A 14,258-nucleotide genomic window follows, 5' to 3' on the forward strand; every position below is an offset into this window, starting at 1 on the left:
GAGTGCAGCCAGGGACGCTCTGCGTTCCTAGACAGCTTTTGTAGAAGGAGTAGCTCCGTGGCAGATTCAAAGCGTTTCGATAACTACATCAACGGTCAGTGGGTGGCCGGTGCCGACTATTGCACCAACATCAACCCGTCTGACCTGTCCGATGTCATCGGTGAATACGCCAAGGCTGACGCAGCGCAAGTCAATGCCGCCATCGAAGCCGCCCGCGCCGCTTTCCCGGCCTGGTCGACTTCAGGCATCCAGGCCCGTCATGATGCGCTGGACAAAGTCGGCACCGAAATCCTCGCCCGCCGTGAAGAACTCGGCCAATTGTTGGCCCGGGAAGAGGGCAAGACCCTGCCCGAAGCCATCGGTGAAGTAACCCGCGCCGGTAATATCTTTAAATTCTTCGCCGGTGAATGCCTGCGCCTGTCGGGCGACTACGTGCCGTCGGTGCGCCCGGGCGTCAACGTTGAAGTGACTCGCGAAGCCCTGGGCGTGGTCGGCCTGATCACCCCGTGGAACTTCCCGATCGCCATTCCCGCATGGAAAATCGCCCCGGCCCTGGCCTACGGCAACTGCGTGGTGATCAAGCCCGCCGAGCTGGTGCCGGGTTGTGCCTGGGCCCTGGCCGAGATCATTTCCCGCGCCGGTTTCCCGGCCGGTGCGTTCAACCTGGTGATGGGCAGCGGCCGCGTGGTCGGCGACATCCTGGTCAACAGCCCGAAAGTCGACGGCATCAGCTTTACCGGTTCCGTGGGCGTGGGCCGGCAGATCGCCGTCAACTGCGTGTCGCGCCAGGCCAAGGTGCAACTGGAGATGGGCGGCAAGAACCCGCAGATCATCCTCGACGACGCCGACCTCAAGCAGGCCGTCGAACTGGCGGTGCAGAGCGCGTTCTACTCCACCGGCCAGCGTTGCACGGCCTCCAGTCGCCTGATCGTCACCGCCGGCATCCACGACAAGTTCGTCGAGGCCATGGCCGAGCGCATGCAGTCGATCAAGGTCGGCCATGCGTTGAAGGCCGGCACCGATATCGGTCCGGTGGTTTCCGAAGCCCAGCTCAGCCAGGACATGAAATACATCGACATCGGCCAGAGCGAAGGTGCGCGGCTGGTCAGCGGTGGCGGTCTGGTGACGTGCGACACCGAAGGTTATTTCCTGGCGCCCACCCTGTTCGCCGACAGCGAAGCCTCGATGCGCATCAGCCGCGAAGAGATCTTCGGCCCCGTGGCCAACGTCGTGCGCGTGGCCGACTACGAGGCGGCGCTGGCGATGGCCAACGACACCGAGTTCGGCCTGTCGGCCGGTATCGCCACCACCTCGCTGAAGTATGCCAACCACTTCAAGCGCCATTCCCAGGCAGGCATGGTGATGGTCAACCTGCCGACCGCCGGCGTGGATTACCACGTGCCGTTCGGCGGGCGCAAAGGTTCATCCTATGGGTCGCGTGAGCAAGGTCGCTATGCGCAAGAGTTCTACACCGTGGTGAAGACCTCCTACATCGGTTCGTAATACGCAACACCGGTCGGCGCCGGGTACGGCGCCGACCGCACAAATTGATTTCCCGTATAAAAATAAATAGTGGAAGTAGATTACATGCAAGAGACCAAGCCGACCCGCGTCCGCTATTTGATCCTGCTCATGCTGTTTCTGGTGACGACGATCAACTATGCCGACCGCGCAACTATCGCCATCGCGGGCTCCAGCCTGCAGAAAGACCTCGGCATTGACGCCGTCACCCTCGGTTATATCTTCTCCGCTTTTGGTTGGGCCTACGTAGCCGGGCAGATTCCCGGTGGCTGGCTGCTCGACCGTTTCGGCTCGAAAAAAGTCTATGCCCTGAGCATTTTTACCTGGTCGTTGTTCACCGTGCTGCAGGGTTATGTCGGTGAGTTCGGTATGTCGACGGCCGTGGTTGCGCTGTTCATGCTGCGCTTTCTGGTCGGGCTGGCCGAAGCGCCATCCTTCCCGGGCAACGCGCGTATCGTTGCCGCCTGGTTTCCCACCGCAGAGCGCGGCACCGCCTCGGCGATCTTCAACTCGGCGCAGTATTTCGCCACGGTGTTGTTCGCACCACTGATGGGTTGGATCGTCTACCGCTTCGGTTGGCAGCACGTGTTCATTGTGATGGGCGTGGTCGGCATCGTGTTCTCGCTGGCCTGGTTGAAAGTGATCTACAGCCCGCGTCAACACCCGATGATCAACGAGGCCGAGTTCAACCACATCGCCGCCAACGGCGCGATGGTCGATATGGACCAGGACAAGGGCAAGGAAAAGAAAGCCGACGGTCCGAAGTGGGATTACATCCGCCAACTGCTGACCAACCGCATGATGCTCGGCGTGTACCTGGGCCAGTATTGCATCAACGGCATCACCTACTTCTTCCTGACCTGGTTCCCGGTGTACCTGGTGCAGGAACGCGGCATGACCATCCTCAAGGCCGGCTTCATTGCGTCCTTGCCGGCGATCTGCGGTTTCATCGGCGGCGTGCTGGGTGGGGTGATTTCCGATTACCTGTTGCGCAAGGGCCATTCGTTGACGTTCGCCCGCAAGGCGCCGATTATCGCGGGCCTGCTGGTGTCCAGCAGCATCGTGGCGTGCAACTACGTCGACATCGAATGGATGGTGGTGGGCTTCATGGCCCTGGCCTTCTTCGGTAAAGGTGTCGGCGCGCTGGGCTGGGCCGTGGTGTCCGACACGTCGCCAAAACAGATCGCCGGCTTGAGCGGCGGCCTGTTCAACACCTTCGGCAACCTGGCGTCGATCACCACGCCAATCGTCATCGGCTACATCATCAGCTCCACCGGCTCGTTCAAGTGGGCGCTGGTGTTCGTTGGTTGCAACGCGCTGATGGCAGTGTTCAGCTACCTGGTCATCGTCGGGCCGATCAAGCGTGTGGTACTCAAGGAACCAACGGCCAGGGATGCCGACCTCTCCAGCCTGTCTGAAGCCAAATCCTGAGGAGCGGCGTCCATGCAACTGATTGAACATGCTGATTCGCCCCGTTACATCCGCCTGAATGAGCGGGACAACGTGGTGATCGTCGTCAATGACCAAGGCGTACCGGCCGGGACCGAGTTCCCGGACGGCCTGGTCACCGTCGACTTCGTACCGCAGAGTCACAAGGTCACCCTGGTGGACATTCCCGAGGGGGGCCAGGTGATTCGCTATGGCCAGGTCATCGGCTACGCGCTGCAACCGATCCCGCGTGGCAGTTGGGTCAAGGAAGACCAGCTGCGCATGCCCACCGCGCCGCCGCTGGACAGCCTGCCGCTGTCCACCGACGTGCCGGTGGCCGATGCGCCGCTGGAGGGCTACACCTTCGAGGGGTATCGCAACGCCGACGGCACTGTCGGTACGCGCAATATCCTGGGCATCACCACCACGGTGCAGTGCGTGACCGGGGTGCTGGACCATGCGGTCAAGCGCATCAAGGACGAGCTGCTGCCCAGGTACCCCAACGTCGATGACGTGGTGGCGCTGACCCACAGCTATGGCTGTGGCGTAGCGATCACCGCTACCGACGCCTACATCCCGATCCGCACCGTGCGCAATCTGGCGCGCAACCCGAACCTGGGGGGCGAGGCACTGGTGATCAGCCTGGGCTGCGAGAAATTGCAGGCCGGGCAGGTGATGCATGAAGGCGACAGTTCGGTGGACCTCAGTGAACCGTGGTTGTATCGCTTGCAGGACTCCAGTCACGGTTTCACTGAAATGATCGAGCAGATCATGGAGCTGGCCGAGACCCGCCTGAAGAAACTCGACCAACGTCGCCGTGAAACCGTGCCGGCCTCGGAGTTGATCCTGGGCATGCAGTGCGGCGGTAGCGATGCGTTTTCCGGCATCACCGCCAACCCGGCCCTGGGCTACGCCTCGGACCTGTTGCTGCGGGCGGGGGCGACGGTGATGTTCTCCGAAGTCACCGAAGTGCGCGATGCGATCTATCTGCTGACCTCCCGGGCACAAACCCAGGAAGTCGCCCAGGAACTGGTGCGGGAGATGGACTGGTACGACCGTTACCTGGCCAAGGGCGAGGCCGATCGCAGTGCCAACACCACGCCAGGCAACAAGAAGGGCGGGCTGTCGAACATCGTTGAAAAGTCCCTGGGCTCGATCGTCAAGTCCGGCAGCAGCGCGATCAACGGCGTGCTGGGTCCGGGCGAGCGCTTCAAGCAGAAGGGCCTGATCTTCTGCGCCACACCGGCCAGTGATTTTGTCTGCGGCACGCTGCAATTGGCGGCGGGGATGAACCTTCACGTGTTCACTACCGGTCGGGGCACGCCTTACGGCTTGGCCATGGCCCCGGTGGTGAAGGTCTCGACCCGCACCGAACTGGCCCAGCGCTGGCCGGACCTGATCGACATCGACGCCGGGCGCATCGCCACCGGTCGTGCCTCGATCGAGGAACTGGGCTGGGAGCTGTTCCACTACTACCTGGACGTGGCCAGCGGCAAGAAACAGACCTGGGCCGAGCGGCATAAACTGTACAACGACATCACCTTGTTCAACCCAGCGCCGATTACGTGATGACTTCGTGAACGCTGGAGATCCAGCGTGGGAGCGGGCTTGCTCGCGAAGGCGGCAGTGCAGCTTGCATTGATGTTGGATGAGCCGACGTCTTCGCGAGCAAGCTCGCTCCCACAGGGAATTTGGGGTGAATGCGGATGTTGTGATCGCCACAGATCCAATGTGGGAGCGAGCTTGCTCGCGAAAGCGGTGGTTCAGCTTGCATTGATGTTGGATGAGCCGACGCCTTCGCGAGCAAGCCCGCTCCCACAGGAGATTTGGGGTGAATGCGGATGTTGTGATCGCCACAGATCCGATGTGGGAGCGAGCTTGCTCGCGAAAGCGGTCTACCAGACGCCTGTGGCATTAGTGGCTTATCATTAGCCACCTAACGACGCCCCTTTCTCAAGGTCCACCGGCATGCTGGCAATTTTCCTCGAAACCCTGAACGTCACCGCGCCGGTGTTTGCCATGCTGTTTCTGGGGGCGTTGCTCAAGCGTGTCGGCTGGATCAACGACAACTTCATCCACATCGCCTCGTCCCTGGTGTTCAACGTCACCATGCCGGCACTGTTGTTCCTCGGCATCCTCCATGCCGACCTGCATGCGGCGTTGCAGCCCGACCTGCTGATCTATTTTTCCGTCGCCACCCTGGCAAGTTTCGCCATGGCCTGGGGCTGGGCGATCTGGCGCTGCCCGCGGGAGGATCGCGGCATCTACACCCAAGGTGCGTTTCGCGGCAACAATGGGGTCATCGGCCTGGCGTTGGCAGCGAGCATGTATGGCGACTACGGGATTTCCCTGGGGGCGATTCTCGCGGCGCTGGTGATCCTGTTCTACAACACCTTGTCGACCATCGTGCTGGCGGTCTACAGCCCGGTGATCAAGTCCGATCCGTGGAGCATCTGCAAAAGCGTGATCAGCAATCCGCTGATCATCAGCGTGATCGTCGCCGCGCCGTTCGCCTATTGGCAGATCGGCCTGCCGAACTGGTTCGAGACCTCGGCCAAGTACCTGTCGCAAATGACCTTGCCCCTGGCGTTGATCTGCATCGGCGGCACGCTGTCGCTGGCGGCCTTGCGCAAGAGCGGCAAGATGGCTCTGAGTTCAAGCCTGGCGAAGATGGTCGGGCTGCCGCTGGTAGCGACCCTCGGTGCGTGGCTCTGGGGCTTTCGCGGGGCGGAACTGGGGATCCTGTTCCTGTACTTCGGCAGCCCCACCGCCGCCGCCAGTTACGTCATGGCCCGCGCGGCCGATGGCAACCATGAACTGGCGGCGGCGATCATCGTCATCACCACGCTGATGGCGGCGATTACCACCAACCTGGGGATTTTTGTGTTGCAGTGGGGTGGGTGGATCTAGGTTTGGGCTTGCGGTGTTCTGGAGGTCCAATCGCGAGCAAGCTCGCTCCCACAGGAGGTTCGTGGCGTACACACATTTTGTGTTCAGCGCCGGTCAACTGTGGGAGCGAGCTTGCTCGCGATAGCGATTTAACGGTCACTCAGGTTTCTGATAGCTATCGATCACTTCCTGCGCCGCCCGAAACGCATCGATTGCCGCCGGCACTCCCGCATACACCGCGCAATGCAGCAATGCCTCGCGAATCTCCTCCACCGTACAGCCGTTGTTCAAGGCCCCGCGCACGTGGCCTTTGAGTTCCTGCGGGCATTTGAGGGCGGTGAGGGCGGCGAGGGTGATCAGGCTGCGGGTCTTCAGCGGCAGGCCTTCGCGACTCCAGACGCTGCCCCAGGCATGTTCGTTGACGAAGTCCTGCAAGGGCTGTGTGAAGTCGGTGGCGTTGCCCAGGGCGCGGTCGACGAACGCGTCGCCCATGACCTGGCGACGCATGTCCAGGCCGGTCTTAGGAGTGTCGGTCATGGCAAATCCCTCTTGTGGTGTTGGCGGCGCCAGGCGCGCAGGGAGGTGAACAGCAAAAACGCGAGCAGGGCCGGCAGCACATAGAACAGCATCAGCCGTTCCAATTGGCCCGCCAGGGGCATGCCGGTGGTGAACGACACCACATGCAGCCCGTAGGCCAGGTACAAGCCCAGGAACAACAGGCCTTCGGCGCGGGTGACGCGATAACCGGAATAGAACACCGGCAGGCACAGCACCGCCACGCCGAGCATCACCGGCAGGTCGAAATCCAGGGCGTTCGGCGAGACCGACAGGGGCGTGGGCGCGGCCAGGGCGGTCACGCCCAGCACCCCCAGCAGGTTGAACAGGTTGCTGCCGATCACGTTGCCCACCGCAATGTCCCGTTGGCCCCGCAGGGCGGCGATCAGCGAAGTGGCAAGTTCCGGCAGTGACGTGCTGACGGCGACGATGGTCAGGCCAATGATGCGCTCCGAGAGCCCAAGGTCTGTTGCCACTTCCACGGCCGCACCCAGCAACAGGTGCCCGGCGAAAACCAGCATTGCCAGGCCCGACGCAATCATCAGCACACTCTTGACCCAGGACAGGTGGGCCACATCGCCCCCCACCGGGTGCGGTCGCGCCGAATGCCGAGACTGACGCAGCAACAGCCCGAGGTACACCGCCAGGGCCACCAGCAGCCAGATGCCGTCCAACCGGGTCAGTTCTTCATTCCAGGCCAGCACGAACACCAGCAGGCTGGCGCCGATCATCAGCGGGATGTCCAGGCGCACCAGTTGGCGCGAGACGCGCAACGGAATGATCAGTGCCGACAGCCCGAGGGTGACGAGAATGTTGAAGATGCTGCTGCCGATCACGCTGCCTACCGCGATGTCGGCGTTCTGCGCCAGGGTCGCCTGCAGGCTGACGGCCATTTGTGGTGCGCTGCTGCCGAACGCGACGACGGTCAGGCCGATGATCAGCGGCCGTACCTGCAAGCGTGCCGCCAGGCCCACGGCGGCGCGAACCAGCAGTTCGGCGCCACCGATCAACAGCAGCAGGGCGCCGAACAATTCGATCAGGCTGAGCAGCGGTAGGGCGGTGAGTAGGGAAATGGCCGGGGCTCCGTCTATCAGTCGTCGAGGGCTTGCACGCGCACCCGGGCGGTGCCGCTGCGCAACATGCCCAGTTGCTCGGCGGCTTCGCGGGACACGTCGATCAAACGGCCTCGAGTATACGGGCCTCGGTCGTTGATGCGGACCACGACGCTGTCGTTGTTTTTCAAGTTGGTCACTTTCACCCGGGTGCCGAACGGCAACTGGCGATGGGCGGCGGTCAGGCCGTGCTGGTCGAAACGCTCGCCGCTGGCGGTGCGCTTGCCATGGTGCCTGGCACCGTAATAAGAGGCGATGCCGGTCTGGTCGTAGCCGTGTGGATCGACCGTCCCGCTCTGGCTGGCGCAACCGGCCAGCAGGGACAGCAGGGCGCAGGCGCCGAGGAGACGCTTCATGTAGGGTTTTCCAAATCCAAATGTGGGAGTGAGTTTGCTCGCGAAGAGGCCATCACATTCAACATCTGTGTTGACTGTCATGCCGCTATCGCGAGCAAGCTCGCTCCCACAGGGAATTGAGCCAGACAGCAAGGCTGGCTCCATGACCATCAGCCCTCGAGCTTGCTTTTGAGCAGTTCGTTGACCTGTTGCGGGTTGGCCTTGCCCTTGGAGGCTTTCATGGCCTGGCCGACGAAGAAGCCGAACATCTTGCCGCGCTTGGCTTCGTCTGCCGCGCGGTATTGTTCGACCTGCTCGGCGTTGGCCGCGAGCATTTCATCGAGCACGGCGGAAATGGCGCCGGTGTCGGTGACCTGCTTCAAGCCGCGCTTCTCGATGATCTCGTCGGCGCTGCCTTCACCATTGGCCATGGCTTCGAACACCATCTTGGCGATCTTGCCGGAAATGGTGTTGTCCTTGATCCGCACCAGCATGCCGCCCAGTTGCTCGGCCGAGACCGGCGACTCATCGATCTCCAGGCCCTGCTTGTTCAACAGGCTGCCCAACTCGACCATCACCCAGTTGGCCGCCAGCTTGGCGTCGCCGCCGATGCTCACGACTTGCTCGAAGTAATCGGCCTGTTCGCGGCTGGTGGCCAGGACGTTGGCGTCATAGCTCGACAGGCCGAACTGCGCCTGGAAGCGCTCGCGTTTCTGCGGCGGCAGTTCCGGCAATGTGGCGCGCACGTCGTTGAGGAACGTGTCCTCGATGACCACCGGCAGCAGGTCCGGGTCGGGGAAGTAGCGGTAGTCGTTGGCTTCTTCCTTGCTGCGCATCGGACGGGTCTCGTCCTTGTTCGGGTCGTACAGGCGGGTCTGCTGGATGACCTTGCCACCGTCCTCGATCAGTTCGATCTGGCGCTGGATCTCGCTGTTGATCGCCTTCTCGATGAAGCGGAACGAGTTGACGTTCTTGATCTCGCAGCGGGTGCCGAACTCGACCTGGCCCTTGGGCCGGATCGACACGTTGCAGTCGCAACGCAGCGAGCCTTCGGCCATGTTGCCGTCGCAGATGCCCAGGTAGCGCACCAGCGCGTGGATCGCCTTGACGTAGGCCACGGCTTCCTTGGCGCTGCGCATGTCCGGCTCGGAGACGATTTCCAGCAGCGGCGTGCCGGCACGGTTCAGGTCGATGCCGGTGGCGCCGTTGAATTCTTCGTGCAGGCTCTTGCCGGCGTCTTCTTCCAGGTGCGCCCGGGTGATGCCGACGCGCTTGACCGTGCCGTCTTCCAGGGCGATGTCCAGGTGGCCCTTGCCGACGATCGGCAATTCCATCTGGCTGATCTGGTAGCCCTTGGGCAGGTCCGGGTAGAAGTAGTTCTTGCGGGCGAACACGTTGTGCTGGCCGATCTCGGCGTCGATCGCCAGGCCGAACATCACCGCCATGCGCACTGCTTCGGCGTTGAGCACCGGCAGTACGCCGGGCATGCCCAGGTCTACCAGGCTGGCCTGGGTGTTGGGCTCGGACCCGAATGTGGTCGAGCTACCGGAAAAGATTTTCGACCGGGTGGTGAGCTGGGTATGAATCTCCAGCCCGATCACGACTTCCCATTGCATGTGTTTCTCCTCAGAAGCCGGTTGGGGTGCGGGTGTGCCAGTCAGTGTTCAACTGATACTGGTGGGCAACGTTCAACAGGCGGCCTTCCTGGAAATACGGCGCGAGCAACTGCACGCCCACTGGCAGGCCATCGACGAAACCGGCCGGCATGGACAGGCCCGGCAAGCCGGCGAGGTTGGCGGTGATGGTGTAGACGTCTTCCAGGTACTCGGCGACCGGGTCGCTGTTCTTGGCGCCGAGCTTCCAGGCCGGGTTCGGCGTGGTCGGGCCGAGGATGATGTCGACCTCGTTGAAGGCGGCCATGAAGTCGTTCTTCACCAGGCGGCGGATTTTCTGCGCCTTGAGGTAGTAGGCATCGTAGTAACCGGCGGACAGCGCGTAGGCGCCGACCATGATCCGGCGCTGCACTTCGGCACCGAAGCCTTCGCCACGGGAGCGCTTGTACAGGTCGATCAGGTTTTCCGGGTTCTCGCAGCGATAGCCGAAGCGCACACCGTCGAAACGCGACAGGTTCGAGGACGCTTCCGCCGGGGCGATCACGTAGTACGCGGGAATCGCGTGCTGCATGTTCGGCAGGCTGATTTCCTTGATGACCGCGCCGAGCTTCTCCAGCGCCTTGACGCTGTCATGGACCCGTTCGGCGATGCGTGGGTCGAGGCCGGCGCTGAAGTACTCCTTCGGCACACCGATGCGCAGGCCCTGCAGCGAGCTGTTGAGGCTGGCGCTGTAGTCCGGCACGGGCTCATCGATGCTGGTGGAGTCGTTCGGGTCGAAGCCGGCCATGCCTTGCAGCAGGATCGCGCAGTCTTCGGCGGTGCGGGCCAGCGGGCCACCCTGGTCGAGGCTGGAGGCGTAGGCGATCATGCCCCAGCGCGAGACGCGACCGTAGGTCGGCTTCAGGCCGGTGAGGTTGGTGAACGCGGCCGGCTGGCGAATCGAGCCACCGGTGTCGGTGGCGGTGGCGGCCGGCAACAGGCGCGCGGCCACGGCGGCGGCGGAACCGCCGGACGAGCCGCCCGGTACGTGTTCCAGGTTCCACGGGTTCTTCACTGCGCCGTAGTAGCTCGACTCGTTGGCCGAGCCCATGGCGAATTCGTCCATGTTGGTCTTGCCCAGGGTCACCGTGCCGGCGGCGGCCAGCTTGGCGACCACGGTGGCATCGTACGGGGCCTTGAAGTTGTCGAGCATCTTCGAGCCGCAGCTGGTGCGGATGCCCTGGGTGCAGAACAAGTCCTTGTGGGCAATCGGCGCGCCGAGCAGGGCGCCGGTTTCACCGTTGGCCCGTCGGGCGTCAGCGGCCTTGGCCTGGTTCAGGGCCAGTTCCTCGGTGAGGCTGATGAAGCTGTTGAGCTGCGGGTCGAGCTGGGCGATGCGCGCCAGCAGGACCTGGGTCAGCTCTTCGGAGGAAAACTTTTTATCGGCGAGTCCGCGGGCGATCTCGGCCAGGGTCATGTGATGCATGAGAGGCTCTTTCCCTTTAGTCGATGACTTTCGGAACCAGGTACAGGCCGTTTTCGACCGCTGGTGCGATGGACTGGTAGGCCTCGCGGTGATTGGACTCGGTCACGACGTCGGCGCGCAGGCGCTGGCTGGCTTCCAGTGGGTGGGCCAGCGGTTCGATACCGTCGGTATCGACCGCCTGCATCTCGTCGACCAGCCCCAGAATGCTGTTCAGGGCAGAAGTGATGTGTGGAAGATCGGCTTCATTGAGGCCCAGACAGGCCAGATGAGCGATTTTTTCCACGTCGGAGCGTTCAAGCGCCATGGGATTCTCCAGTGGAAAACAAAACGGACGCAGTCTGTCCGTGTGTTAGATTGTCGGAACACTACCGCAGTTCTACGGTCTTACGGCCGCGATTGTAGGGTTTGGTGCACAGAAAAGCGGCCAATTTAACATATTGGCGCCTTGCCCAAAATCCCTGTCGTTGTTAGAGTTTGCCGCACTTTTTTACCCACGCGTTGCCTAGGGTCCCTTTCCCATGTTCAAGAAACTGCGTGGCATGTTTTCCAGCGATCTTTCCATTGACCTGGGCACTGCCAACACCCTTATTTACGTGCGCGAGCGCGGTATCGTCCTGAATGAACCCTCGGTCGTGGCCATCCGCACCCACGGTAACCAGAAAAGTGTCGTGGCTGTCGGTACGGAAGCCAAGCGCATGCTGGGCCGTACACCGGGCAACATCGCGGCCATTCGCCCCATGAAGGACGGTGTGATCGCCGACTTCAGTGTCTGCGAAAAGATGCTGCAGTACTTTATCAACAAGGTTCACGAAAACAGTTTCCTGCAGCCCAGCCCACGTGTGCTGATCTGCGTTCCATGCAAGTCCACTCAGGTAGAGCGTCGTGCTATCCGTGAATCGGCCCTCGGTGCCGGTGCCCGTGAAGTGTTCCTGATCGAAGAGCCCATGGCCGCTGCCATCGGCGCTGGCCTGCCGGTGGAAGAAGCCCGCGGCTCGATGGTCGTCGACATCGGTGGCGGTACCACTGAAATCGCGCTGATTTCCCTCAACGGTGTGGTCTACGCCGAATCCGTGCGTGTGGGCGGCGACCGTTTCGACGAAGCGATCATCACCTACGTGCGCCGCAACTACGGCAGCCTGATCGGCGAGTCCACCGCCGAGCGCATCAAGCAGGAAATCGGCACGGCCTACCCGGGCGGTGAAGTGCGTGAAGTCGACGTGCGCGGTCGCAACCTGGCCGAAGGCGTTCCACGGGCCTTTACCCTCAATTCCAACGAAGTGCTCGAAGCGCTGCAAGAGTCGCTGGCGACCATCGTCCAGGCCGTCAAGAGCGCCCTGGAGCAGTCGCCGCCGGAGCTGGCCTCGGACATCGCCGAGCGTGGCCTGGTGCTGACCGGTGGTGGCGCGCTGTTGCGTGACCTCGACAAGCTGCTGGCCCAGGAAACCGGCCTGCCAGTGATCGTTGCCGAAGACCCGTTGACGTGCGTTGCCCGCGGCGGTGGCCGTGCACTGGAAATGATGGACAAGCACACCATGGACCTGCTCTCCAGCGAATAAGTCTGGCGCAGTGGTCTATGTTGTTCGCGCTCGGGCAGCACTTTGCAGTGCTGCCCGTTGGCGTTTATCTTCTGCCATTCGTATCCAGGCCGGTTTGATGCCGTATGAATAAAGAAAACATTTGCCTGGGAGGAGCGGCCTATTAAACCGCTTTTCGCCAAAGGCCCCTCATTGGGCGTGCGCCTGCTGGTGCTGACCGTGCTGTCGGTCGCGCTGATGGTGGTCGATGCCCGCTTCACGCTGCTCAAGCCTGTACGCAGCCAGATGTCGCTGGTGTTGATGGAGTCCTATTGGATCACCGACCTGCCGCAGCGCTTGTGGCAGGGCGTGGCCAGCCAGTTTGGCAGTCGCACCGAACTGGTCGCCGAAAACGAAAAACTCAAGACCGAGAACCTGCTGTTGCAGGGGCGCATGCAGAAGCTGGCGGCCCTCACCGAGCAGAACGTGCGGTTGCGCGAGTTGCTCAATTCCTCTGCGCTGGTCAACGAGAAGGTCGAAGTGGCCGAGTTGATCGGCATGGACCCCAACCCTTTCACCCACCGTATCCTGATCAACAAGGGCGAGCGCGACGGTGTGTTCCTCGGCCAGCCGGTGCTCGATGCCCGGGGCCTGATGGGCCAGGTGGTGGAGTTGATGCCTTACACGGCCCGCGTGCTGTTGCTCACCGACACCACCCACAGCATTCCTGTTCAGGTTAACCGCAACGGTCTGCGTGCGATCGCCAGCGGCACCGGTAACCCGGAGCGCCTGGAGCTGCGGCACGTGGCCGATACCGCCGACATCAAGGAAGGCGATCTGCTGGTCAGCTCCGGCCTTGGCCAGCGCTTCCCGGCCGGGTACCCGGTGGCGACAGTCAGGGAAGTGATCCATGACTCCGGCCAGCCGTTCGCGATTGTTCGCGCGGTGCCGACGGCGGCGCTGAATCGCAGTCGCTACCTGTTGCTGGTCTTCAGTGACAACCGCACGCCCGAAGAACGCGCCAACGACGCCGCCGTGGCCCAGGAAGCCCAGGACCGGCAGGGCGGCGATTCCGCTGCTCCGGCTGCCGCAACACCCGCTGCCTCCGCGCCCGCAGCACCCGCAGCACCCGCCACGGTGCCCAAGCCTCAAGCGGCAACGCCGGCGGTGACTGCTCCGGCCACCACGCCGCCGACCGCACCCGCTACGCCTGCCGCGACACCCGCCAGGCCGGCCACCCACGCGCCGGCGTCCCAGCCTGCGAGGCCTGCGGCTCGGCCACCGACCTCGACACCCGCCGCTACACCGGCGCCCAGGGGAGCACGAGAAGAATGAGCAGTACCCAATCCGGTAACGGCTGGATGGTCTGGCTGACCTTCGCCATTGGCCTGTTGCTCAGCGTTTCGCCGCTGCCGCAGTTCATGGAAATCCTGCGCCCCCTGTGGCTGGCCCTGTTGCTGGCCTTCTGGGCGCTGGCCTTGCCGCACAAGGTGGGCATGGTCACCGCCTGGTGTCTGGGCCTGGCCGAGGACGTGCTTTACGGCACGCTGCTGGGGCAGAACGCGTTGATCCTGACGCTGATTACTTTTCTGGTGCTGTCGCTGCAACAACGCCTGCGGATGTTCCCGATGTGGCAGCAGTGCCTGGTGATCCTGGTGATCTTCGGCCTGGCGCAGCTGGTGCAGCTGTGGCTCAGCGCGCTGACCGGCAATCGCCAGCCGACCCTGGCCCTGGTCTTGCCGGCCCTGGTCAGTGCCTTGCTCTGGCCGTGGGTCAGCTTCGGTTTGCGTGGCCTGCGCCTGCGTTTCAAGATCAACTGATTCAGT

At 62.9% G+C, this 14,258-nt stretch carries 13 protein-coding genes; 7 read left to right on the forward strand and 6 right to left on the reverse strand.

Annotated features, from left to right (window positions below; all coding sequences use genetic code 11):
* Window positions 1–57 precede the first annotated feature (57 nt).
* The 4 genes from ACMTA2_RS05460 to ACMTA2_RS05475 all read left to right on the forward strand — a co-directional run bounded on the left by ACMTA2_RS05460 (window position 58) and on the right by ACMTA2_RS05475 (window position 5,859).
* Window positions 58–1,503, forward strand: coding sequence for an aldehyde dehydrogenase family protein (locus tag ACMTA2_RS05460; RefSeq protein WP_413794037.1), 1,446 nt, complete (start codon window positions 58–60; stop codon window positions 1,501–1,503).
* Window positions 1,504–1,587: 84 nt separating this feature from the next.
* A complete protein-coding gene (locus tag ACMTA2_RS05465; protein WP_413794038.1) occupies window positions 1,588–2,952 on the forward strand; it encodes an MFS transporter in 1,365 nt (454 codons plus the stop codon).
* A 12-nt stretch (window positions 2,953–2,964) separates the two neighbouring features.
* Complete coding sequence (gene garD, locus ACMTA2_RS05470; protein WP_413794039.1) at window positions 2,965–4,518, forward strand: galactarate dehydratase; 1,554 nt, start codon at window positions 2,965–2,967, stop codon at window positions 4,516–4,518.
* A 399-nt stretch (window positions 4,519–4,917) separates the two neighbouring features.
* Window positions 4,918–5,859: an AEC family transporter gene (locus tag ACMTA2_RS05475; protein ID WP_413794040.1), complete on the forward strand. Its 942-nt coding sequence runs from the start codon at window positions 4,918–4,920 to the stop codon at window positions 5,857–5,859.
* Window positions 5,860–5,994: 135 nt separating this feature from the next.
* Here ACMTA2_RS05475 and ACMTA2_RS05480 read toward each other — a convergent pair whose 3' ends face one another.
* The 6 genes from ACMTA2_RS05480 to gatC all read right to left on the reverse strand — a co-directional run bounded on the left by ACMTA2_RS05480 (window position 5,995) and on the right by gatC (window position 11,222).
* Complete coding sequence (locus tag ACMTA2_RS05480) at window positions 5,995–6,375, reverse strand: carboxymuconolactone decarboxylase family protein (RefSeq protein ID WP_186710669.1); 381 nt, start codon at window positions 6,373–6,375, stop codon at window positions 5,995–5,997.
* Complete coding sequence (locus tag ACMTA2_RS05485) at window positions 6,372–7,433, reverse strand: calcium/sodium antiporter (protein WP_413795595.1); 1,062 nt, start codon at window positions 7,431–7,433, stop codon at window positions 6,372–6,374. The genes ACMTA2_RS05480 and ACMTA2_RS05485 overlap by 4 nt, the downstream gene beginning before the upstream one ends.
* A gap of 50 nt (window positions 7,434–7,483) precedes the next feature.
* Window positions 7,484–7,861 carry a septal ring lytic transglycosylase RlpA family protein gene (locus tag ACMTA2_RS05490; RefSeq protein WP_413794041.1) on the reverse strand — a complete coding sequence of 126 codons (378 nt, stop codon included), beginning with the start codon at window positions 7,859–7,861 and terminating at the stop codon, window positions 7,484–7,486.
* A 149-nt stretch (window positions 7,862–8,010) separates the two neighbouring features.
* Window positions 8,011–9,456, reverse strand: a complete 1,446-nt coding sequence (gene gatB / locus ACMTA2_RS05495; protein WP_413794042.1) for an Asp-tRNA(Asn)/Glu-tRNA(Gln) amidotransferase subunit GatB — start codon at window positions 9,454–9,456, stop codon at window positions 8,011–8,013.
* A 10-nt stretch (window positions 9,457–9,466) separates the two neighbouring features.
* Complete coding sequence (gatA, locus tag ACMTA2_RS05500; RefSeq protein ID WP_413794043.1) at window positions 9,467–10,918, reverse strand: Asp-tRNA(Asn)/Glu-tRNA(Gln) amidotransferase subunit GatA; 1,452 nt, start codon at window positions 10,916–10,918, stop codon at window positions 9,467–9,469.
* A gap of 16 nt (window positions 10,919–10,934) precedes the next feature.
* Window positions 10,935–11,222 carry an Asp-tRNA(Asn)/Glu-tRNA(Gln) amidotransferase subunit GatC gene (gene gatC / locus ACMTA2_RS05505; RefSeq protein WP_020297123.1) on the reverse strand — a complete coding sequence of 96 codons (288 nt, stop codon included), beginning with the start codon at window positions 11,220–11,222 and terminating at the stop codon, window positions 10,935–10,937.
* A 214-nt stretch (window positions 11,223–11,436) separates the two neighbouring features.
* Here gatC and mreB point away from each other — a divergent pair, with 214 nt between their 5' ends.
* The 3 genes from mreB to mreD all read left to right on the forward strand — a co-directional run bounded on the left by mreB (window position 11,437) and on the right by mreD (window position 14,252).
* Window positions 11,437–12,474, forward strand: coding sequence for a rod shape-determining protein MreB (gene mreB, locus ACMTA2_RS05510; RefSeq protein WP_002555108.1), 1,038 nt, complete (start codon window positions 11,437–11,439; stop codon window positions 12,472–12,474).
* Between the two features lie 141 nt (window positions 12,475–12,615).
* Window positions 12,616–13,767 (forward strand): rod shape-determining protein MreC, encoded by a 1,152-nt coding sequence (gene mreC / locus ACMTA2_RS05515; protein WP_413795596.1) that lies wholly within the window; start codon window positions 12,616–12,618, stop codon window positions 13,765–13,767.
* Entirely contained in the window at window positions 13,764–14,252 is a 489-nt protein-coding gene (mreD, locus tag ACMTA2_RS05520; RefSeq protein ID WP_003197820.1) for a rod shape-determining protein MreD, read from the forward strand. The genes mreC and mreD overlap by 4 nt, the downstream gene beginning before the upstream one ends.
* Window positions 14,253–14,258 lie beyond the last annotated feature (6 nt).

Origin of the sequence: Pseudomonas medicaginis, assembly GCF_965119365.1 — a bacterium.
Lineage (GTDB): Bacteria > Pseudomonadota > Gammaproteobacteria > Pseudomonadales > Pseudomonadaceae > Aquipseudomonas.